At 40.2% G+C, this 23798-nt stretch carries 17 protein-coding genes and 1 pseudogene; 16 read left to right on the forward strand and 2 right to left on the reverse strand.

Translation table 11 applies throughout. The features are described 5' to 3' along the window. From PCY12_RS03205 to PCY12_RS03250, 10 genes and pseudogenes are all read left to right on the forward strand, one after another. Positions 1-530, forward strand: a pseudogene (locus PCY12_RS03205) (hypothetical protein); the annotation flags it as partial. A 161-nt stretch (positions 531-691) separates the two neighbouring features. Further along, on the forward strand, positions 692-2593 hold the full coding sequence (locus PCY12_RS03210; RefSeq protein ID WP_301351485.1) for an ABC-F family ATP-binding cassette domain-containing protein: 1902 nt from the start codon (positions 692-694) through the stop codon (positions 2591-2593). 63 nt (positions 2594-2656) lie between these two features. Beyond that, positions 2657-4615 carry an NAD-dependent DNA ligase LigA gene (ligA, locus tag PCY12_RS03215; RefSeq protein ID WP_301351487.1) on the forward strand — a complete coding sequence of 653 codons (1959 nt, stop codon included), beginning with the start codon at positions 2657-2659 and terminating at the stop codon, positions 4613-4615. A gap of 112 nt (positions 4616-4727) precedes the next feature. After that, the gene (gene pulA, locus PCY12_RS03220; protein WP_301351489.1) at positions 4728-7007 is read left to right on the forward strand and encodes a type I pullulanase; all 2280 of its coding nucleotides are present in this window, start codon (positions 4728-4730) and stop codon (positions 7005-7007) included. A 382-nt stretch (positions 7008-7389) separates the two neighbouring features. Continuing rightward, entirely contained in the window at positions 7390-9318 is a 1929-nt protein-coding gene (glgB, locus tag PCY12_RS03225; RefSeq protein ID WP_301351490.1) for a 1,4-alpha-glucan branching protein GlgB, read from the forward strand. Next, entirely contained in the window at positions 9308-10450 is a 1143-nt protein-coding gene (locus PCY12_RS03230; RefSeq protein WP_049512069.1) for a glucose-1-phosphate adenylyltransferase, read from the forward strand. The genes glgB and PCY12_RS03230 overlap by 11 nt, the downstream gene beginning before the upstream one ends. Beyond that, entirely contained in the window at positions 10440-11579 is a 1140-nt protein-coding gene (gene glgD / locus PCY12_RS03235) for a glucose-1-phosphate adenylyltransferase subunit GlgD (protein WP_000687041.1), read from the forward strand. The genes PCY12_RS03230 and glgD overlap by 11 nt, the downstream gene beginning before the upstream one ends. After that, on the forward strand, positions 11576-13009 hold the full coding sequence (glgA, locus tag PCY12_RS03240; protein ID WP_301351492.1) for a glycogen synthase GlgA: 1434 nt from the start codon (positions 11576-11578) through the stop codon (positions 13007-13009). Before glgD ends, glgA begins: the two co-directional genes overlap by 4 nt. A 58-nt stretch (positions 13010-13067) precedes the next feature. After that, positions 13068-13712: a phosphoserine phosphatase SerB gene (gene serB, locus PCY12_RS03245; RefSeq protein WP_301351495.1), complete on the forward strand. Its 645-nt coding sequence runs from the start codon at positions 13068-13070 to the stop codon at positions 13710-13712. An 8-nt stretch (positions 13713-13720) separates the two neighbouring features. Next, the gene (locus PCY12_RS03250) at positions 13721-14836 is read left to right on the forward strand and encodes a glycerate kinase (RefSeq protein WP_301351497.1); all 1116 of its coding nucleotides are present in this window, start codon (positions 13721-13723) and stop codon (positions 14834-14836) included. On the opposite strand, the gene PCY12_RS03255 is transcribed toward PCY12_RS03250, so the two are convergent. Next, positions 14833-15279, reverse strand: coding sequence for a DUF1694 domain-containing protein (locus PCY12_RS03255; RefSeq protein ID WP_301351499.1), 447 nt, complete (start codon positions 15277-15279; stop codon positions 14833-14835). The genes PCY12_RS03250 and PCY12_RS03255 overlap by 4 nt on opposite strands. 163 nt (positions 15280-15442) lie before the next feature. Between PCY12_RS03255 and eno the strand changes: the two genes are divergently transcribed. Further along, entirely contained in the window at positions 15443-16747 is a 1305-nt protein-coding gene (gene eno / locus PCY12_RS03260; protein WP_000022821.1) for a surface-displayed alpha-enolase, read from the forward strand. Between the two features lie 140 nt (positions 16748-16887). Here the strand turns inward: eno and PCY12_RS03265 are convergent, their stop codons facing one another. Beyond that, entirely contained in the window at positions 16888-18153 is a 1266-nt protein-coding gene (locus PCY12_RS03265) for an ISL3 family transposase (RefSeq protein ID WP_301351501.1), read from the reverse strand. A 459-nt stretch (positions 18154-18612) separates the two neighbouring features. Between PCY12_RS03265 and PCY12_RS03270 the strand changes: the two genes are divergently transcribed. The 5 genes from PCY12_RS03270 to PCY12_RS03290 all read left to right on the forward strand — a co-directional run bounded on the left by PCY12_RS03270 (position 18613) and on the right by PCY12_RS03290 (position 23760). Then, entirely contained in the window at positions 18613-19872 is a 1260-nt protein-coding gene (locus tag PCY12_RS03270) for a UDP-N-acetylglucosamine 1-carboxyvinyltransferase (protein WP_175879955.1), read from the forward strand. A 15-nt stretch (positions 19873-19887) separates the two neighbouring features. Continuing rightward, positions 19888-20439 carry a GNAT family N-acetyltransferase gene (locus tag PCY12_RS03275; protein ID WP_301351503.1) on the forward strand — a complete coding sequence of 184 codons (552 nt, stop codon included), beginning with the start codon at positions 19888-19890 and terminating at the stop codon, positions 20437-20439. Continuing rightward, positions 20432-21709, forward strand: coding sequence for a CBS-HotDog domain-containing transcription factor SpxR (gene spxR, locus PCY12_RS03280; RefSeq protein ID WP_049511172.1), 1278 nt, complete (start codon positions 20432-20434; stop codon positions 21707-21709). The genes PCY12_RS03275 and spxR overlap by 8 nt, the downstream gene beginning before the upstream one ends. Before the next feature lie 15 nt (positions 21710-21724). Further along, complete coding sequence (locus PCY12_RS03285; RefSeq protein ID WP_301351504.1) at positions 21725-22585, forward strand: methionyl aminopeptidase; 861 nt, start codon at positions 21725-21727, stop codon at positions 22583-22585. 257 nt (positions 22586-22842) lie between these two features. Beyond that, a complete protein-coding gene (locus PCY12_RS03290) occupies positions 22843-23760 on the forward strand; it encodes a bifunctional riboflavin kinase/FAD synthetase (protein ID WP_054363885.1) in 918 nt (305 codons plus the stop codon). Positions 23761-23798 lie beyond the last annotated feature (38 nt).

Here is a 23798-nt window from a genome sequence, read left to right on the forward strand (position 1 = left end):
ACTTATCAAAAAGAAAAGGCGATAGGACTGAGGAAACAGTTCTAACGCCCAAACTAAAAAAATTTCAATTACAGTATAGCACAGGAAGTGATTTTTTGCGCTTTTTTACTGTCTTTTTTCAAATAAAATACAGAGAAACCAGCAAAGACGAGGTTCGCAAGCCGTGGTTGGAGTTTTTCGGGAATAAACCCTTTACCCAACAACCGGAGCGAGCTATCAGCCAGGCAGATCAACTACTGGACTACAAGAGCTGGTCCGAGGAGGATAGGGAGATGTTTAGTGAACAACGCAGACGCGAAGAACAAGCCTTGTTAGCACAGGACTATGCCTTGGAACAAGCTGAAGAAAAAGGTTTAGAGAGAGGTCGTGCAGAGGGCATTGAACAGGGACTGGAGCGTGGGAAAGTTGAAGGAAGGGAAGAAGGGAAACTTTTTGCTTTTCTGGATATGGTTCGCCAAGGTCTTCTGACTTCTGAGGTTGCGAGTGAACAATTGGGCATGACCGTCTCTGAATTTGAATCACTCTTGTGAGCGAGTAGAAATGTTTTACCATCTATCTTGCAAAATAAATAGAGTTTCTAATCCAAATATTTTTTAATACCAAGCATAAGCAGAGCTGGTTTTTCTAGGATATTTGGGTTAAGACTTACGATTATCTTGAATGCCTTAGGGAAACATGCTATACTACTTGTATGATTATTTTACAAGCTAATAAAATTGAACGTTCTTTTGCAGGAGAGGTTCTTTTTGATAATATCAACCTGCAGGTTGATGAACGTGATAGGATTGCACTTGTTGGGAAAAATGGTGCAGGGAAGTCTACTCTTTTGAAGATTTTGGTTGGAGAAGAGGAGCCAACTAGCGGAGAAATCAATAAGAAAAAAGATATTTCTCTGTCTTACCTAGCCCAAGATAGCCGTTTTGAGTCTGAAAATACCATCTACGATGAGATGCTTCATGTCTTTGATGACCTGCGTCGGACTGAGAAACAACTTCGTCAGATGGAGCTAGAGATGGGAGAAAAGTCTGGTGCTGATTTGGATAAACTGATGTCAGATTACGATCGCTTATCTGAGAATTTTCGCCAAGCAGGCGGCTTTACCTATGAAGCTGATATTCGAGCGATTTTAAATGGATTCAAGTTTGACGAATCTATGTGGCAGATGAAAATTGCCGAGCTTTCGGGTGGTCAAAATACTCGTTTGGCTCTAGCTAAAATGCTCCTTGAAAAGCCCAATCTCTTGGTATTGGACGAGCCAACCAACCACTTGGATATCGAAACTATTGCTTGGCTAGAGAATTACTTGGTAAACTATAGTGGTGCCCTTATTATTGTCAGCCACGACCGTTATTTCTTGGACAAGGTTGCGACGATTACGCTGGATTTGACCAAGCATTCCTTGGATCGCTATGTGGGCAACTACTCTCGTTTTGTCGAGTTGAAAGAGCAAAAACTTCTAACTGAAGCCAAAAATTATGAAAAGCAACAAAAGGAAATCGCTGCTCTGGAAGATTTTGTCAATCGCAATCTAGTCCGAGCTTCAACGACCAAACGTGCCCAATCTCGCCGTAAACAATTGGAAAAAATGGAGCGTTTGGACAAACCTGAAGCTGGCAAGAAATCAGCCAATATGACTTTCCAGTCGGAAAAAACGTCTGGTAATGTTGTTCTGACTGTCGAAAATGCAGCTATTGGCTATGACGGGGAAATATTGTCAGAGCCTATCAATCTAGACCTTCGTAAGATGAACGCTGTTGCTATTGTTGGACCAAACGGCATTGGAAAGTCAACCTTTATCAAGTCAATTGTGGACCAGATTCCTTTTATCAAGGGAGAGAAGCGATTTGGCGCTAATGTGGAGGTGGGTTACTATGACCAAACTCAAAGTAAGCTGACAGCAAGTAATACGGTCCTTGATGAACTTTGGAATGATTTCAAACTGACACCAGAAGTTGAAATCCGCAATCGTCTAGGTGCTTTCCTTTTCTCAGGAGATGATGTTAAAAAATCAGTAGGCATGCTGTCAGGTGGCGAGAAAGCTCGTTTGCTTTTGGCTAAATTGTCTATGGAAAACAACAACTTCTTGATTCTGGATGAGCCAACCAACCACTTGGATATTGATAGCAAGGAAGTGCTAGAAAATGCCTTGATTGACTTTGATGGAACTCTTTTATTCGTCAGCCATGACCGTTACTTTATCAATCGTGTGGCAACTCATGTTCTAGAACTGTCTGAGAATGGCTCGACTCTCTACTTGGGAGATTACGACTACTATGTTGAGAAGAAAGCAGAAGTAGAAATGACTCAGGCTGGGGAAGCTTCAACCAGCAATCAAGCAAAAGAAGCAAGTCCAGTTAATGACTATCAAGCTCAGAAAGAAAGTCAAAAAGAGGTTCGCAAACTCATGCGACAAATTGAAAGTCTAGAAGCTGAAATTGAAGAGTTAGAAATCCAAAGTCAAACCATTTCTGAACAAATGTTGGAAACCAACGATGCAGGTAAACTCATGGAATTGCAGGCGGAGCTGGACAAAATCAGCCACCGTCAGGAAGAAGCTATGCTTGAGTGGGAAGAATTATCAGAGCAGGTGTAAGATTTCTAAGTTATCCGCCCTTCTCGTTTGTGAGGAGGGCTTAGTTTATGGTAAAATGGTCTTATGAATAAAAGAATGAATGAGTTAGTCGCCTTGCTCAATCGCTATGCGACTGAGTACTATACCAGCGATAATCCATCGATTTCAGACAGTGAGTATGATCGTCTTTACCGAGAGTTGGTTGAGTTAGAAACTGCCTATCCAGATCAAGTGTTAGCAGACAGTCCGACCCATCGTGTTGGTGGCAAGGTTTTAGATGGTTTTGAAAAATACAGTCATCAGTATCCTCTTTATAGTTTGCAGGATGCTTTTTCACGTGAGGAGCTTGAAGCTTTTGATGCGCGTGTTCGTAAGGAAGTGGCTCATCCAACCTATATTTGTGAGCTGAAAATCGATGGCTTATCTATCTCTCTTACTTATGAAAAGGGGATTTTGCTTGCTGGGGCAACACGTGGAGATGGTTCTATTGGTGAAAATATAACAGAAAATCTCAAGCGTGTCAAGGACATTCCTTTGACCTTGCCAGAAGAACTAGATATCACAGTTCGTGGGGAATGTTATATGCCACGCGCTTCTTTTGACCAGGTCAACCAAGCTCGCCAAGAAAATGGAGAGCCTGAATTTGCTAATCCTCGTAATGCGGCAGCAGGCACCCTACGACAGTTGGATACAGCAGTAGTAGCAAAGCGCAATCTTGCCACTTTTCTCTATCAAGAAGCCAGCCCGTCAACTCGTGATAGTCAAGAAAAAGTTTTGAAGCACCTAGAACAGCTCGGTTTTGTAGTCAATCCTAAGCGGATTTTGGCTGAAAGCATGGATGAGATTTGGAATTTTATCCAAGAAGTAGGACAAGAACGGGACAATCTGCCTTATGATATCGATGGGGTGGTGATCAAGGTCAATGACCTAGCAGGTCAAGAAGAACTTGGTTTTACCGTTAAGGCTCCAAAGTGGGCAGTAGCCTACAAGTTTCCTGCAGAAGAAAAAGAAGCTCAGCTTCTGTCAGTTGACTGGACAGTAGGCCGTACTGGTGTTGTAACTCCGACTGCCAATCTAACACCAGTACAACTAGCCGGAACAACTGTTAGCCGTGCAACCTTGCACAATGTTGACTATATTGCTGAAAAAGACATTCGCAAGGACGATACGGTTATCGTCTATAAGGCAGGAGATATCATTCCTGCTGTCTTGCGTGTGGTAGAGTCCAAACGGATTTCTGAAGAAAAACTAAATATCCCTACAAACTGCCCAAGTTGTGACTCTGACTTGTTGCACTTTGAAGATGAAGTGGCTCTCCGTTGTATCAATCCGCGTTGCCCTGCCCAAATTATGGAAGGTTTGATTCACTTTTCCTCTCGAGATGCCATGAATATTACAGGTCTTGGTCCATCAGTAGTTGAGAAGTTATTTGCTGCCAATCTGGTTAAGGACGTGGCGGATATTTACCGCTTGAAAGAAGAAGATTTCCTCCTTTTAGAGGGGGTTAAGGAAAAGTCCGCTGCTAAACTGTATCAAGCCATTCAAGCATCTAAGGAAAACTCTGCTGAAAAACTCTTGTTTGGTTTGGGAATTCGCCATGTAGGAAGTAAGGCCAGCCAGCTCTTACTTCAACATTTCCACTCAATTGAAAATCTGGCTCAGGCAGATCCAGATGAAGTGGCTAGTATTGAAAGTCTGGGTGGCGTGATTGCCAAGAGTCTTCAGACTTATTTTGCTACAGAAGGCTCTGAAATTCTCCTCAGAGAATTGAAAGAAACTGGGGTCAATCTGGACTATAAAGGTCAGACTGTAGTAGCAGATGCAGCCTTGTCAGGTTTGACCGTTGTATTGACTGGAAAATTGGAACGGCTCAAGCGCTCAGAAGCTAAAAGCAAACTCGAAAGTCTGGGTGCCAAGGTAACAGGCAGTGTTTCTAAAAAGACTGACCTCGTCGTTGCAGGAGCAGATGCTGGAAGTAAACTTCAAGAAGCACAAGAACTTGGAATCGAGGTTCGAGATGAAGCTTGGCTAGAAAGTTTGTAATGATCGTTTAAAAACAGAGTTTAGATAATATGACTATGTCTGTTAATTGAGACGTGATTGACAAAAAAATATTAGTGAAACAGAAACAAATTAAAAAAAGGAAAAAATAAAAATGTATACCTACCCTATGCGCATTCATTACCATCGCAAGAATGGTGAATACGACACTTGCTCTTTTGTAAAGAGTAAGGATCAACGAATTGATTTACTAACTTACCAAGAAGATTATTTTGGAGCCTTATTTAGCTTTGAACACCTAAGTGTTCATCCCTTAGAAAGCTTGAATTTTGTGGTTCATACAGGTCAAACTAGTAAAGAATATGTTATCCGTTTTAATCACTATCCCCTATTAACAGAGGTCTGGATTTTGGAAGGCGATGATCGGATTTATTACTCTGAAAATCCTGCTATTGCCAGTCCTTTCTATAAGAATCAAAATCCTTTTGCCTTTGACAAGGCTATCAATAGCGCTAGTTTCGACCACCATTGGGGGTACCAAGGAGAATTGGGGTGCCGTGTAGAGGACAATCAGGCTCATTTTTCCCTCTGGTCACCTACAGCGACAGCAGTGCAAGTTGTCGTTTATGAAACAGCTGCTAATGATGCACCTGTTTGGAAAACTTTTGAGATGGAGCGAGGGAATAGCTACTCCTATAATCATAAGGACAATACAATCGGTGTCTGGAGTTTGGATGTTGAGGAAGATTTGACTGGTAAGGCCTATCAGTATCAAGTCCAATTCCCTCATCACGAAACACTGACACGTGATCCTTATACCATCGCGACCAGCCCTGATGGCAAACGTTCAGCTATTTTGAGTCATGCAGAAAAGCAAGTTGAAAACTTTGAGGTTAAGCACGGTTTGGAGGCTACTTGGCGTTTGGAAAATCCATGTAAGGCAGTTATTTGTGAAATGCACATCCGTGATTTGACCCAATCACCGACCTCAGGTGTGGATGAACATCTTCGAGGAACGTTCTTGGGTGCTGCTCAGACTGGCACGGTTAACCAGTACGGTCAGTCAACTGCTTTTGATCACATCAAGAAGTTGGGCTACAATTATGTTCAGTTGCAACCAATTGCAGACCGTCATAAAGAATACGATGAGGATGGAAATGTAACCTACAACTGGGGTTATGATCCACAAAACTATAACGCACCAGAAACTAGTTTTTCAACTAATCCAGAGGATCCAGCTCAGGTCATTCGTGATTTGAAGACCATGGTTCAAGCTTACCACGATGCGGGTATTGGTGTTATTATGGATGTGGTCTATAACCATACCTTCTCAGTTGTTGATGCACCTTTCCAAACAACAGTCCCTGATTACTATTATCGTATGAATCCAGACGGTACCTTCCAGAATGGAACGGGTGTTGGAAATGAAACAGCCAGTGAACACGAAATGTTCCGCAAGTATATGATTGATTCTCTTCTATACTGGGTGCAGGAATACAATATTGACGGCTTCCGTTTTGACTTGATGGGGATTCATGATGTCAAGACCATGCAGATGATTCGTCAGAGCTTGGATGAAATCGACCCTAACATTATCCTCTATGGAGAAGGATGGGATATGGGAACAGGCCTTGCCCCTTATGATAAGGCTAAGAAAGACAACGCCTACGAAATGCCAAATATTGGTTTCTTTAATGACAATCAGCGTGATGCTGTCAAAGGTGGAGAAGTTTACGGTGCTATCAAGTCAGGTTTTGTCAGTGGTGCTGCGACAGAGCCAATTCTAGCTAAAGCAATCCTAGGAAGTCGTGAATTAGGAACCTATACACATCCCAATCAGGTGCTTAACTATGTGGAAGCCCATGACAATTACAATCTTCACGATTTATTGGCAACCCTTCATCCAGACCAAAGTTCAGAACAAATCATGCGCAAGGTTGAGACAGCCACAGCCATGAATCTACTCATGCAGGGGATGGCCTTTATGGAAATCGGTCAAGAATTTGGTCGTACCAAACTGGTTGCGACTGGTGAGAATGGTGAGTTGACACATGATGATAGAGAGCGTGCGATGAATAGCTATAATGCTCCTGACAGTGTGAACCAAGTCAACTGGGATTTGATCAATGAGCGTCAAGACAGTATTGAATTTATTCGTCAAGTCATCCGATTGAAGACAAAAACTGGTGCCTTTTCTTACTCTAGCTATGATGAAATTTACCATCATGTCTTTGTGCATTCCGCGATTGAACATAGCGGCTGCCTTATCTATGAAGTTCATGGGAAAGAACACCTCTTGGTGGTTGTGAATGCTAAATCAGAACCCTATCAATTTGAAAATGCAGGAAATTTAGCTATGTTGGTAACTAATAGTCGTTCAAAAGAAGATAATGTTTTAGATGATATTAGTCTAGCCGTCTTGAGTGTTTTATAAAGACCATCTATCTCGCTATTCTAACACATCATTGGAAGTGAACGAATAGAAAGAGCTTAGCTAACAACTCACTTGTATAGAAAATTTGATAAATACTTTCATCAAACGTGTAAAGTCAGGAAATTGTTTTCCTGATTTTATTTTTTTGCTATAAAACAATAATAATCATAGAAAAAATACGAACTTTTTGGTATTATAGTAGAGAAAAGAAAGGCGTTTTCACATTTTTTTGAAAAAATATTGCCTTACAATTGAACGAGAAAGTGAACTTTTTGTAGATTTTCAAAATAATTTTAAAGAAGTATAGTAATTTACTTGAATCTTCTATAAAAAGGTAGTATAATAAAAACATAGAAAACGCTTACAGAAAAGAGGAGGTATTATGGATAATAGAGAAGCTTTGCGCACCTTTATGACAGGAGAAAATTTTCACCTTCAACATTATCTAGGAGCACATAAAGAGAAAGTGAATGGAGAGTGTGGCTATACTTTCCGTGTTTGGGCACCTAATGCTCAGGCTGTTCACTTGGTTGGTGATTTTACCAACTGGATTGAGGGTCAGATTCCAATGGTAAGAAATGACTTTGGAGTCTGGGAAGTCTTTACCAATATGGCTCAAGCAGGGCATATTTACAAATATCATGTCACACGTCAAAATGGTCATCAACTGATGAAGATTGACCCTTTTGCTATCAGATATGAGGCTCGTCCAGGAACAGGGGCAATCGTAACAGAGCTTCCTGAGAAGAAATGGAAGGATGGACTTTGGCTGGCACGAAGAAAACGTTGGGGTTTTGCTGAACGTCCTGTCAATATCTATGAAGTTCACGCTGGGTCATGGAAAAGAAATCCTGATGGTAGTCCTTATAGTTTTGCCCAGCTCAAGGATGAACTGATTCCTTATCTCGTTGAAATGAACTATACTCATATTGAGTTTATGCCCTTGATGTCCCACCCTTTGGGCTTGAGTTGGGGTTATCAGCTTATGGGTTACTTCGCTTTAGAGCATGCTTATGGTAGACCAGAGGAGTTTCAAGATTTTGTCGAGGAGTGTCATATCCATAATATTGGGGTTATTGTAGACTGGGTACCTGGTCACTTTACCATCAATGATGATGCCTTAGCCTATTATGATGGGACACCGACTTTTGAGTACCAAGACCATAATAAGGCTCATAACTATGGTTGGGGTGCTCTCAATTTTGACCTTGGAAAAAATGAAGTCCAGTCCTTCTTGATTTCTTGTATTAAGCATTGGATTGATGTCTATCATTTGGATGGTATTCGTGTGGATGCTGTTAGCAACATGCTCTATTTGGACTATGATGATGCTCCATGGACACCTAACAAAGATGGGGGAAATCTCAACTATGAAGGTTATTATTTCCTTCAACGCTTGAATGATATTATTAAGTTAGAATATCCAGATGTGATGATGATTGCAGAAGAAAGTTCGTCTGCAACCAAGATTACGGGAAGGAGAGAGCTTGGTGGTCTAGGATTTGACTACAAATGGAACATGGGCTGGATGAATGATATCCTCCGTTTCTACGAAGAAGATCCGATTTATCGTAAGTATGACTTTAATTTGGTGACTTTCAGCTTTATGTATGTTTTCAATGAAAACTATCTCTTACCATTTTCGCACGATGAAGTGGTTCACGGTAAGAAGAGTATGATGCATAAGATGTGGGGAGATCGTTACAATCAATTCGCAGGCTTGCGCAATCTCTACACTTACCAAATTTGTCACCCTGGTAAGAAATTGCTCTTCATGGGTAGCGAATATGGTCAATTCCTAGAATGGAAATCTGAAGAACAGTTGGAATGGTCTAACCTAGAAGACCCAATGAATGCTAAGATGAAGTATTTCACTTCTCAGCTAAACCAGTTTTACAAAGACAACCGCTGTCTGTGGGAAATTGATACCAGCTATGATGGTATTGAAATCATTGATGCGGATAATCGAGACCAGAGTGTTCTTTCCTTCATCCGTAAGGGTAAGAAGGGAGAAATGTTAGTCTGTATCTTTAATATGGCACCTGTTGAACGGAAAGATTTTACAATCGGACTACCCGTTGCAGGAATTTACGAAGAAATCTGGAATACTGAGCTAGAAGAGTGGGGAGGCGTTTGGAAAGAACATAATCAAACTGTTCAAACGCAAGAAGGACTATGGAAAGATTATGAGCAGACCTTGACCTTTACCCTACCGGCTATGGGAGCTAGTGTATGGAAAATCAAACGCCGCTTGAAATCTGCAAAAACCGTCACAAGTAAAAACCAAAAAGGAGTAGAAAATGAAGAATGAAATGTTAGCTTTGATTCTTGCTGGTGGGCAAGGAACTCGTCTCGGTAAACTCACTCAAAGTATTGCAAAACCAGCTGTGCAATTTGGTGGGCGCTACCGTATCATTGACTTTGCTCTTTCAAACTGTGCCAACTCAGGGATTCACAATGTTGGAGTCATTACACAGTACCAGCCCCTTGCTCTCAACAATCATATTGGGAACGGTTCAAGCTGGGGACTAGATGGTATCAATTCTGGTGTTTCTATTCTTCAACCTTATTCTGCCAGTGAAGGAAATCGTTGGTTCGAAGGAACTAGTCACGCTATTTACCAAAATATCGATTATATCGACAGTGTCAATCCTGAGTATGTCTTGATTTTGTCTGGGGACCACATCTACAAAATGGACTATGATGATATGCTCCAGTCTCATAAGGATAATAATGCTAGTTTGACAGTAGCAGTTTTAGACGTCCCTCTTAAAGAAGCGAGCCGTTTTGGTATCATGAATACTGATGCTAACAATCGTATTGTTGAATTTGAAGAAAAACCAGCTCAACCTAAATCTACAAAAGCTTCTATGGGAATCTACATTTTTGATTGGCAACGCCTTCGTAATATGTTAGTCGCTGCTGAAAAGAGCAAGGTTGACATGTCAGACTTTGGTAAAAATGTCATTCCAAATTACCTTGAGTCAGGTGAAAGTGTTTATGCTTACGAATTTAGCGGTTACTGGAAAGATGTTGGTACGATTGAGTCGCTTTGGGAAGCGAATATGGAGTACATTTCTCCAGAAAATGCCTTGGATAGTCGTAACCGTCAATGGAAGATTTACTCAAGAAACTTGATTTCACCACCAAACTTCCTCGGGGCAAATGCTGATGTGGAAGACTCATTAGTTGTAGATGGATGTTTCGTTGATGGAACTGTTAAACATTCTATCCTTTCAACAGGCGCGCAAGTTCGCGAAGGAGCGGAAGTTGTTGATTCAGTTATCATGAGTGGAGCTATCATTGGTCAAGGAGCTAAGATTAAACGTGCCATTATTGGTGAAGGTGCGATTATTTCTGACGGTGTCGAAATTGATGGAACAGATGAAGTACAAGTTGTAGGATATGATGAAGTAGTGGGGGTAGCAACAGATGAAGATTGATAAATATTCTGCCATTTTAGGAAATACAGTTGGTTTTCATGATATGTCGACATTGACGGACCACCGTCCAGTAGCAAGTTTGCCATTTGGTGGGAAATATCGTTTGATTGACTTCCCACTTTCAAGCCTTGCTAATGCAGGTGTTCGTAGTGTCTTTGGTATTTTCCAGCAGGATAATATCAGCTCAGTCTTTGACCATATTCGTTCAGGACGCGAGTGGGGCTTGTCAACCCTTCTTAGCCACTATTATCTAGGTATTTACAATACCCGTGTGGAAAGTAGTACAGTTGGAAAAGAATACTACCAACAGCTTCTTACTTATTTGAAACGTTCTGGCTCAAACCAAACAGTTTCACTTAACTGTGATGTTTTGATTAATATTGATTTGAACCAAGTTTTCCATCTACATAGTACAACAAAAGGGCCTATCACTGTAGTTTATAAAAAACTAGCTAAGAAAGATATTTCAGAAGTAAATGCAATCTTAGAAGTGGATGAAACAGACCATGTTCGTTCTCATAAACTATTTGATAGCAAGTCAACAGCTGAAACGTTCAATATGTCTACAGATATCTTTGTCGTTGATACACCGTGGTTGATTGAACGCTTGGAAGAAGAAGCTAAAAAAGAACATCCGGAGAAGTTGCGTTATGTTTTACGGGATTTGGCTGCAAAAGAGGGAGCTTTCGCCTACGAGTACACAGGTTATCTGGCAAATATTCACTCTGTAGAGTCTTATTACCAAGCTAATAAAGATATGCTTGAATCGCAAAAGTTCTATTCTCTCTTCTCACCAAACCAAAAGATTTATACAAAGGTCAAAAACGAAGAGCCAACTTACTATGCCAATACATCTAAGGTAAGTACTTCTCAGTTTGCTTCTGGTAGTATCATTGAAGGTCAAGTGGCTAATTCTGTTCTATCACGTAATATTCATGTACATAAGGATAGCTTGGTTAAAGATAGTCTACTCTTCCCTCGTGTTGTGATTGGAGAAGGTGCACAGGTCGAATATGCTATCTTGGACAAGGGTGTTGAAGTTGAGCCTGGTGTTGTGATTCGAGGAACTGCAGAACATCCTGTTGTAGTTAAGAAAGGTAGCAAAGTAACAGAGGATATTCATTCATGAAAATTTTATTTGTAGCAGCTGAGGGTGCACCCTTTTCAAAAACAGGTGGTTTGGGAGACGTCATTGGCGCTCTTCCTAAATCACTAGTAAAAGCGGGACATGAAGTTGCAGTGATTTTACCCTACTATGACATGGTAGAGGCTAAATTTGGAAATCAGATTGAAGATGTGCTTCATTTTGAGGTGAGTGTTGGTTGGCGCAGACAGTACTGTGGGATTAAGAAAACCGTCTTAAACGGTGTAACCTTCTACTTTATTGACAGCCAATATTATTTCTTCCGTGGTCATGTTTACGGTGATTTTGACGATGGGGAACGTTTCGCTTTCTTCCAACTTGCTGCCATTGAGGCTATGGAAAGGATTGACTTCATTCCTGACCTTCTCCATGTTCATGACTACCATACAGCTATGATTCCTTTCTTGTTAAAGGAAAAATACCGTTGGATTCAAGCCTATCAAGGTATTAAAACTGTTTTAACCATTCATAATTTGGAATTTCAAGGACAATTTTCAGAAGGAATGTTATGGGATTTGTTTGGAGTTGGGTTTGAACGTTATGCTGATGGAACCCTTCGCTGGAACAACTGTCTGAACTGGATGAAGGCTGGAATTCTTTACGCAGACCGTGTTTCAACCGTTTCACCTAGCTATGCTCATGAAATCATGACCAGTCAGTTCGGATGTAACTTGGATCAGATTCTTAGAATGGAGTCTGGTAAAGTATCTGGTATCGTGAATGGGATTGATGCTGATCTTTATAATCCTCAGACGGATGCTCTTTTAGACTATCATTTCAATCAGGAAGATTTGTCTGGGAAAGCCAAAAACAAGGCAAAATTGCAAGAAAGAGTTGGCTTGCCAGTTAGAGCTGACGTTCCACTGGTGGGAATTGTTTCTCGTTTGACACGTCAAAAAGGTTTTGATGTGGTGGTCGAAAGTCTTCACCATATCTTGCAAAATGATGTTCAGATTGTTCTTTTGGGAACTGGCGATCCAGCCTTTGAAGGAGCTTTCTCATGGTTTGCTCAAGTTTATCCTGACAAGCTATCAGCAAATATCACTTTTGATGTTCAACTTGCTCAAGAAATCTACGCTGCTTGTGACCTCTTCCTCATGCCAAGTCGTTTTGAACCGTGTGGCTTGTCTCAAATGATGGCGATGCGTTACGGAACCTTGCCATTGGTTCATGAAGTTGGAGGCTTGCGAGATACCGTTCGCGCTTTCAATCCAATCGAAGGAAGCGGTACTGGCTTTAGCTTTGACAATCTATCTCCTTACTGGTTAAATTGGACTTTCCAAACAGCATTGGATTTGTATAGAAATCATCCTGACGTTTGGAGAAACCTACAAAAACAAGCTATGGAGTGTGATTTCTCATGGGATACAGCCTGCAGGTCATACCTTGACTTGTACCATAGTTTAGTTAATTAATAGATAAAATCGTATGATGACTTCATACGATTTTTGGGCTGTTTAGAGAGGAGAACTAATGTCTCAAGTAAAAGGCTTGTGTGTTATGGATGTAGATGGAACCTTAATCCTAGAAGAAGTGATTGATTTGTTTGGAAGAGAGGCAGGTCGTGAGGCGGAAATTGCGCAGCTTACAAGTCAGGCAATGCGAGGAGAGATAGACTTTGAAAGCAGTTTACGAGACAGAGTGTCCTTGTTGGAAGGTCTTCCTGTTTCGGTCTTTGATAAAGTCTTCAACTCTATTCATCTATCGCCAAATGCCCAGGAATTCATTTCCATTCTCCAAAAGAATGGTATTCAAGTTGGTCTGGTGTCCGGTGGATTTACACCAATAGTTGAGAGATTAGCAAAATCACTTGGCATTGCCCATTGCTCTGCCAATCAACTTGAAGTCAAAGATGGCTTTCTAACAGGGAAATTAGTTGGACAAATTATCAGTCCCCAGGTCAAAAAAGAGACTCTGGAAAAATGGAGAGAGAAACTAAAACTTCCTAAAGAAAGAACGATTGCAATCGGTGACGGGGCCAATGATCTATTTATGTTGAAGTCAGCAGGACTGGGAATCGCCTTTTGTGCCAAAGAAGTGCTCAAAAAAGAAATACCGAATCATGTTGATAAGAGAGATTTTTTAGAAGTTCTTCCTTTGATTGACTGTTTAGAATGAGGGGAAATATGAAGATTGTAATTGCACCAGATTCGTTTAAGGAAAGCTTGACAGCTGAAGAGGTGACTGAAGCTATTAAAAGAGGCTTCCAACAATCGATAGCAGATGTAGAATGTCTCCTCTGCCCTGTTGGTGATGGGGGAGAAGGTACTGTTGATGCTATTCGACATTCTCTTGACCTAGAAGAAAAATGGATCCAAGTTACAGGACCTTTTGGACAAAAAGAAGCCATGCGCTATTTTCAAAAAGGGGGACTGGCACTATTTGAAGTTGCTGATTTAGTTGGCCTTGGAAAAATTCCGATAGAGAAACGAGATCCACTGCAAATCCAAACTTGTGGTATTGGAGAGTTGCTTCGTCATCTCATTGCTAAAGGGATTACAGAAATCTATATCGGCGTTGGTGGCACGGCCAGTAATGACGGAGGAATTGGGATCGCTACTGGATTAGGTTATCGATTTTATGATAGGGATGGAAATGTCTTGCCTGCATGCGGTCAATCCTTATTGAACTTATCTTCTGTTTCAACAGAAAATCGCTATGAAATTCCTGAAGATGTGCAAATTCGTATTTTAGCAGATGTCGTGAGTCCCTTATGTGGTCCTCAAGGTGCGACTTACACTTTTGGCAAACAAAAAGGTTTACATCCTACTATGTTTGCAGTCGTAGATCAGGCAATCCAAGATTTTTATGAAAAAATCTCACCTGCAACATTGGAAATTAAAGGAGCAGGAGCTGGTGGAGGCATTGCTGCTGGTTTGTGTGCCTTTGCTCAGGCAAATATCGTGTCTGGAATTGATACCTGCTTGGACCTAATCAACTTTGATAAGAAAGTTTTAGATGCTGACTTGGTTATCGTTGGCGAAGGTAGACTGGACAGTCAAAGCTTTGCTGGGAAAGCGCCGATAGGCGTAGCAAAAAGAACCCCTGTCGGAGTTCCTGTCATTGCTATTTGTGGTAGTCTTGCTGAAGATTTACCTTCCCTACCATTTGAAAATATCCAAGCTGCCTTTTCTATTTTGGAGAAAAGTGAACCTTTAGAAGATAGTTTGAAAAATGCCAGTCTCTATCTGAAGCACACGGCTGCTAATATAGGGCATTTATTAAATATGCACAAGATTTAGCCAAACCATTTCTTCCAGATGGATGTTTTGGCTGGTTCTTCCTTTTTACCTTCCCAAAGTTTTGCAAAAGCAAGTCGAAGGTCCTTTTCTTCTACTTGTACTGGTGCATTGCTATGGATAATCAGGCCAAAAGGAGAAGAAGTATGCTCTTCAGATACAATGGTAGCTTGACTATCAGTTTCTTTTGCTTCTTTTAAGTAGAAAACTTGTTTGTCAAATTCGATAGTTGGTGAAATCTTTACAAATAGTGGCTCTGCTTTTTCCTGAAGGTTTTCTAAAATAGATAAAAATCCTTTTTCTAACTGAGGGCTATTTGCTGTGTCAATATCTGCATATCCAAGAACTCTTTCCTCAAAAGTTCCAAGATAGCGTCTTTGCTCATCCGGATTTATTTTTGCCCCACCATGAGCTTTTTCAAGTAATTGTTTTGATAAATCTGTCATGAAAACAGTATATCATAAAAGTTAGAATAAAACAGACAAAAGAAAGCGATTACTTTATAAAGTTAAGGAAAATTTGCACAAAGATAACGTTTTTTCTTGAAAAAGGAGGGGTTTTAAGGTATTATAGAGGTGTAAAAAATTTAACTCATAAGGAGAGTAAAAAATGTCAATTATTACTGATGTTTACGCTCGCGAAGTCCTAGACTCACGCGGTAACCCAACACTTGAAGTAGAAGTTTACACTGAATCAGGTGCTTTCGGACGTGGTATGGTTCCATCAGGAGCTTCTACTGGTGAACACGAAGCAGTTGAACTTCGCGACGGTGACAAATCTCGTTACGGTGGTCTTGGTACACAAAAAGCTGTTGACAACGTAAACAACATCATTGCTGAAGCTATCATTGGCTACGATGTACGTGATCAACAAGCTATCGACCGTGCTATGATCGCTCTTGACGGTACTCCTAACAAAGGTAAATTGGGTGCAAACGCAATCCTTGGTGTGTCTATCGCTGTAGCTCGTGCTGCTGCTGACTACCTTGAAATCCCACTTTACAGCTACCTTGGTGGATTCAACACTAAAGTTCTTCCAACTCCAATGATGAACATCATCAACGGTGGTTCTCACTCTGACGCTCCAATCGCTTTCCAAGAATTCATGATCGTACCTGCTGGTGCGCCATCATTCAAAGAAGCTCTTCGTTGGGGTGCTGAAATCTTCCATGCTCTTAAGAAAATCCTTAAATCTCGTGGTTTGGAAACAGCCGTAGGTGACGAAGGTGGATTTGCTCCTCGTTTTGAAGGAACTGAAGACGGAGTTGAAACTATCCTTGCTGCTATCGAAGCTGCTGGATATGTTCCTGGTAAAGATGTATTTATCGGATTTGACTGTGCTTCATCAGAATTCTACGATAAAGAACGTAAAGTTTACGACTACACTAAATTTGAAGGTGAAGGAGCAGCTGTACGTACTGCTGCAGAACAAATCGACTACCTTGAAGAATTGGTAAACAAATACCCAATCATCACTATCGAAGATGGTATGGATGAAAATGACTGGGACGGTTGGAAAGCTCTTACTGAACGTCTTGGTGGTAAAGTTCAATTGGTTGGTGACGACTTCTTCGTAACAAACACTTCTTACCTTGAAAAGGGTATTGCAGAAGGTGCTGCTAACTCAATCCTTATCAAAGTTAACCAAATCGGTACTCTTACTGAAACATTCGACGCTATCGAAATGGCGAAAGAAGCTGGTTACACTGCCGTTGTATCACACCGTTCAGGTGAAACTGAAGATTCAACAATCGCTGACATCGCAGTTGCAACTAACGCAGGACAAATCAAGACTGGTTCACTTTCACGTACAGACCGTATCGCTAAATACAACCAATTGCTTCGCATCGAAGATCAACTTGGTGAAGTAGCTGAGTACCGTGGATTGAAATCATTCTACAACTTGAAAAAATAAAATAGTTCAGTGAACTATTTTATCCCGAACCTTGAAACTCAAAAGTTCGGCCGTTGATTTAACAACGTTTCTAGCCCCTCGGATTTTATCCGAAGGGCTATTTTTGGGCTCTTTGTCAACTGTAGTGGGTTGAAGAAAAGCTAATATCTAGAAAGGACAAATTTCGTCCTTTCTTTTTTGATATTCAGAGCGATAAAAATCCGTTTTTTGAAGTTTTCAAAGTTCCGAAATCCAAAGGCATTGCGCTTGATAAGTTTGATAAGATTATTGGTGGCTTCCAGTTTGGCGTTGGAATAGGGTAGTTGAAGGGCGTTGGCAATTTTCTCTTTATCCTTGAGGAAGGTTTTAAAGACAGTCTGAAAAAGAGGATGAACCTGCTTTAGATTGTCCTCAATGAGCCCGAAAAATTTATCCGGTTCCTTATTCTGAAAGTGAAAAAGGAAGAGTTGATAGAGTTGATAGAGATGGTAGTGGTGTTTCAAGTCTTCTGAATAGCTCAAAATCTTGTCTAGAATTTCTTTATTCGTCAAGTGCATGCGAAAAGTGGGGCGATAAAAACGTTTATAGCTGAGTTTCCTACTATCTTGTTGGATGAGTTTCCAGTAACGCTTGATAGCCTTGTATTCATGGGATTTTCGATGAAACTGATTCATGATTTGGACACGCATACGACTCATAGCACGGCTCATGTGTTGGACAATATGGAAACGATCCAACACGATTTTAGCGTTTGGAAAAAGCTGTTTAGCCAAGTCATAGTAAGGGCTAAACATATCCATAGTAATGATTTTCACTCGACATCGGACGACTCTATCATATTTAAGAAAGTAATTTCGAATAATAGCTTGTGTTCTTCCCTCGAGAACAGTGATGATATTGAGCTTTTCAAAATCTTGTGCAATGAAACTCATTTTTCCCTTTGTAAAGGAGTACTCATCCCAAGACATAATCTCAGGCAGACGAGAAAAATCATGCTTAAAACGGAAATCATTGAGCTTGCGAATGACAGTTGAAGTTGAGATGGCCAGCTGATGGGCAATATCAGTCATAGAAGTTTTTTCAATCAGCTTCTGAGCAATTTTTTGGTTGATGATACGAGGGATTTGATGATTTTTCTTTACTAGAGGAGTCTCAGCAACCATCATTTTTGAACACTGATAGCACTTAAAACGACATTTTCTAAGTAGAATTCTAGTAGCCATACCACTCGTTTCTAGGTAAGGGATCTTAGACGGTTTTTGAAAGTCATATTTCTTCATTTGCCTTCCACAATCAGGGCAAGATGGGGCCTCATAGTCCAGTTTAGCGATGATTTCTTTGTGGGTATTCCTATTGATGACATCCATAAATTGGATATTAGGGTCTTTAATGTCTAGTAGTTTTGTGATAAAATGTAATTGTTCCATAGGATTCTTTCTAATGATGGTTTGGTCGCTTTTCATTATAGAGCTTATGGGACTTTTTTTCTACAATAAAAACGGCTCCATAATATCTATAGGGGATTTACCCACTACAAATATTATAGAGCCATTTTTGTATTTAGGGGGCAAAAAGGGGGTAATAGCGCTTCGAGAAAGATTATACTCTTCGAAAATCTCTTCAAATCACGTCAACGTCGCCTTGCCGTATATATGTGACTGACTTCGTCAGTCTTATCTACAACCTCAAAACAGTGTTTTGAGCAGCCTGCGGCTAGTTTCCTAGTTTGCTCTTTGATTTTCATTGAATATTAGTAATTCAGTTACTAACTCGTCAACTTTGATTTATCCAATAAAATTGAAAAGAATGGAAAAAAGGTTGCATTTATGATATAATTTATTTTAAAGACCTTATTAGAAATCTTGAAAGAGTATTGAAAACTTAGAATGAGAAAAATTGTTATCAATGGTGGATTACCACTACAAGGTGAAATCACTATTAGTGGTGCTAAAAATAGTGTTGTGGCCTTAATTCCGGCTATTATCTTGGCTGATGATGTGGTGACTTTGGATTGTGTTCCAGATATTTCGGATGTAGCGAGTCTTGTCGAAATTATGGAATTGATGGGAGCTACTGTTAAGCGTTATGACGATGTATTGGAGATTGATCCAAGAGGTGTTCAAAATATTCCAATGCCTTATGGAAAAATCAACAGTCTTCGTGCATCTTACTATTTTTATGGGAGCCTCTTGGGGCGTTTTGGTGAAGCGACAGTTGGCCTACCGGGAGGATGTGATCTTGGTCCTCGTCCGATTGACTTACACCTTAAGGCGTTTGAAGCTATGGGTGCCACTGTTAGCTACGAGGGAGATAACATGAAGTTATCTGCTAAAGATACAGGACTCCATGGCGCAAGTATTTACATGGATACGGTTAGTGTAGGGGCAACGATCAATACGATGATTGCTGCGGTTAAAGCGAATGGTCGTACTATTATTGAAAATGCAGCCCGTGAACCTGAGATTATTGATGTAGCTACTCTCTTGAATAATATGGGTGCCCATATCCGTGGGGCAGGAACTAATATCATCATTATTGATGGTGTTGAAAGATTACATGGAACCCGTCATCAGGTGATTCCAGATCGTATTGAAGCTGGAACATATATTTCTTTAGCTGCTGCAGTTGGTAAAGGAATTCGTATCAATAATGTTCTTTACGAACACCTAGAAGGATTTATTGCTAAGTTGGAAGAAATGGGAGTGAGAATGACTGTATCTGAAGACAGCATTTTTGTCGAAGAGCAGTCTAATTTGAAAGCAATCAATATTAAGACAGCTCCTTACCCGGGCTTTGCAACTGATTTGCAACAACCACTTACTCCTCTTTTACTAACAGCTAATGGTCGTGGTACAATTGTCGATACGATTTACGAAAAACGTGTAAATCATGTTTTTGAACTAGCAAAGATGGATGCGGATATTTCGACAACAAATGGTCATATTTTGTACACGGGTGGACGTAATTTGCGTGGAGCCAGTGTTAAAGCGACCGACTTAAGAGCTGGTGCAGCTTTGGTTATTGCTGGCTTGATGGCCGAGGGACAAACTGAAATTACCAATATCGAGTTTATCTTACGTGGTTATTCTGATATTATCGAAAAATTACGTAATCTAGGAGCGGATATTACACTTGTTGAGGATTAAACCGTAGAGGTGTTTATGAATATTTGGACCAAATTAGCAATGTTTTCTTTTTTTGAAACGGATCGCTTGTATTTGCGTCCTTTCTTTTTTAGTGATAGTCAAGACTTCCATGAGATAGCCTCAAATCCAGAAAATCTTCAATTTATTTTCCCGACTCAGGCAAGTCTGGAAGAAAGTCAATATGCACTGACCAATTACTTTATGAAGTCCCCTTTGGGAGTATGGGCTATTTGTGACCAGAAAACTGAAAAAATGATTGGTTCTGTTAAGTTTGAAAAGTTAGATGAAATTAAAAAAGAAGCAGAACTTGGCTATTTTTTGAGAAAAGATGCTTGGTCGCAAGGATTTATGACAGAGGTTGTTAGAAAAATTTGTCAGCTTTCTTTTGAGGAATTTGACTTAAAACAATTATCTATCATTACCCACCTTGAAAATGAAGCTAGCCAACGGGTTGCTCTTAAGTCTGGATTCCGTTTGTTTCGTCAGTTTAGAGGAAGTGATCGCTATACAAGGAAAATGCGAGATTATCTTGAGTTTCGCTTTGTAAAGGGAGAAGTTAATGAGTAAACACCAAGAAATTCTAAGCTATTTGGAAGAATTACCTGTTGGTAAAAGGGTCAGTGTTCGTAGTATTTCAAATCATCTGGGAGTCAGTGATGGAACGGCTTATCGGGCCATTAAAGAAGCTGAAAATCGTGGAATTGTAGAGACTCGTCCAAGAAGTGGTACTATCCGTGTTAAATCCCAGAAAGTTGCTATCGAAAGATTAACTTTTGCTGAGATAGCAGAAGTGACTTCTTCTGAGGTTCTGGCTGGGCAAGAAGGTTTAGAGAGAGAATTTAGTAAGTTTTCAATCGGTGCTATGACCGAACAAAATATTTTGTCTTACCTTCATGATGGGGGACTCTTGATTGTCGGAGACCGTACCCGTATCCAACTGTTAGCACTTGAAAATGAAAATGCCGTTTTGGTTACAGGGGGATTTCAGATTCATGATGATGTTCTTAAACTGGCCAATCAAAAAGGAATTCCTGTTCTGAGAAGCAAGCATGACACTTTCACTGTCGCGACCATGATCAATAAAGCCTTGTCAAATGTCCAAATCAAGACTGATATTCTGACAGTTGAGAAACTTTATCGTCCGAGTCATGAGTATGGTTTTCTGAGAGAGACCGACACCGTTAAAGATTATTTGGACTTAGTTCGTAAGAATCGTAGTAGTCGTTTCCCTGTTATCAATCAACATCAGGTCGTTGTTGGGGTTGTTACTATGAGAGATGCGGGTGATAAGTCACCAAGTACGACAATTGATAAGGTCATGTCTCGTAGTCTATTTTTGGTTGGATTATCGACAAATATTGCCAATGTGAGTCAACGGATGATTGCTGAAGACTTTGAAATGGTACCAGTTGTTCGGAATAATCAAACCTTGCTTGGAGTTGTGACCAGACGAGATGTCATGGAAAAGATGAGCCGTTCTCAAGTTTCTACCTTACCAACTTTTTCAGAGCAGATTGGTCAAAAACTTTCTTATCACCATGATGAAGTAGTCATTACAGTTGAGCCCTTTATGCTAGAGAAAAATGGTGTTTTGGCTAATGGTGTTTTGGCAGAAATTCTGACCCATATGACCCAAGATTTAGTTGTGAATAGTGGGCGCAACCTCATCATCGAGCAAATGCTGATCTACTTTTTGCAGGCTGTTCAGATAGATGATATACTGCGCATTCAAGCACGTATTATCCACCATACTAGACGGTCAGCTATTATTGATTACGATATTTATCATGGTCATCAGATTGTTTCAAAAGCAAATGTGACTGTTAAAATTAATTAGAAACTAGGAGAAAAAATGATAACATTAAAATCAGCTCGTGAAATTGAAGCTATGGATAAGGCCGGTGATTTTCTAGCAAGTATTCATATCGGCTTACGTGATGTGATTAAGCCTGGCCTAGATATGTGGGAAGTTGAAGAATACGTTCGCCGTCGTTGTAAGGAAGAAAATTTCCTTCCGCTTCAGATTGGAGTTGACGGTGCCATGATGGACTATCCTTATGCTACCTGCTGCTCTCTTAATGATGAAGTGGCTCATGCTTTCCCTCGTCACTATATCTTGAAAGATGGTGATTTGCTCAAAGTTGATATGGTTTTGGGAGGCCCAATTGCCAAATCTGATTTGAATGTCTCAAAATTAAACTTCAACAATGTTGAGCAAATGAAGAAATACACTCAGAGCTATTCTGGTGGTCTAGCAGACTCTTGTTGGGCTTATGCTGTAGGTACACCGTCCGAAGAAGTGAAAAACTTGATGGATGTAACCAAAGAAGCTATGTACAAGGGGATTGAGCAAGCTGTTGTTGGAAATCGTATCGGGGATATCGGTGCGGCTATTCAAGAATACGCTGAAAGCCGTGGTTACGGTGTAGTGCGTGATTTGGTTGGTCATGGTGTTGGCCCAACCATGCACGAAGAACCAATGGTTCCTAACTATGGTATTGCTGGTCGTGGACTTCGTCTTCGTGAAGGAATGGTCTTGACTATTGAACCAATGATCAATACAGGTGACTGGGAAATTGATACAGATATGAAGACCGGTTGGGCCCATAAGACCATCGACGGTGGATTGTCATGTCAGTATGAACACCAATTCGTGATTACGAAAGATGGTCCTGTTATCTTGACTAGTCAAGGTGAAGAAGGAACTTATTAAAAGAAAGTGAAAAGGCTACTGGAAGTTTATTTTGAAGAAATTCAGTAGACCGTTTCATATTAAGTAAACGCATTATATCAAGTCTTAGGTAGCTGATATAATGCGTTTTTCTGATTTTAAGATTCTTGACTCAATCTCTTGTACTTTATTATGATTTGAAAAACAAAATACTTCTAAAATGATACACTTCAGGTGAAAAAAACGACATTTCAGATTTTCTGTTCCAGAAATAGCTATCGCTATGATATAATTAGTTTATGATTATTACTATTCCTATAAAAAACCAAAAAGATATTGGCACACCATCTGATTCAGTCGTTGTTCTCGGCTATTTTGATGGTATACACAAGGGGCATCAAGAATTATTTCGTGTTGCCAATAAGGCTGCGAGAAAGGATTTGTTGCCTATCGTGGTTATGACCTTTAATGAATCTCCAAAGATCGCTTTAGAGCCTTATCATCCTGATCTGTTTTTACATATTTTGAACCCTGCTGAACGTGAGAGGAAACTAAAGCGTGAAGGTGTAGAAGAATTATATCTCCTTGATTTTAGTAGTCAATTTGCTAGTCTCACGGCAGAAGAATTTTTTGCAACTTATATCAAGGCTATGAATGCCAAAATTATTGTTGCAGGTTTTGATTATACATTTGGTTCTGACCAAAAAAAGGCAGAAGATTTAAAGGATTACTTTGATGGAGAAGTTATCATTGTTCCACCTGTAGAAGATGAGAAAGGAAAGATTAGTTCAACTCGTATCCGTCAAGCTATTTTAGATGGAAATGTGAAAGAAGCAGGAGAACTTTTGGGGGCACCGCTTCCATCAAGAGGTATGGTGGTTCATGGCAATGCTCGTGGTCGTACGATTGGTTATCCAACAGCTAATTTGGTGCTTTTAGATCGTACTTATATGCCAGCAGATGGCGTTTATGTCGTTGATGTTGAGATTCAAAGACAGAAGTATCGTGCTATGGCTAGTGTCGGGAAAAATGTGACCTTTGATGGAGAAGAAGCACGTTTTGAAGTCAATATTTTTGATTTTAATCAAGATATTTATGGGGAAACCGTCATGGTTTATTGGCTTGATCGCATTCGAGATATGACCAAATTTGACTCAGTTGACCAATTAGTGGATCAGTTAAAAGCTGATGAAGAAGTAGCTCGGAATTGGTCTTAAGAGTTTTGGTAATTAAAAAAGAGGTTGTTTGTAACCCA

Source organism: Streptococcus sp. SPS1 (assembly GCF_030439915.1).
Classification (GTDB): domain Bacteria; phylum Bacillota; class Bacilli; order Lactobacillales; family Streptococcaceae; genus Streptococcus.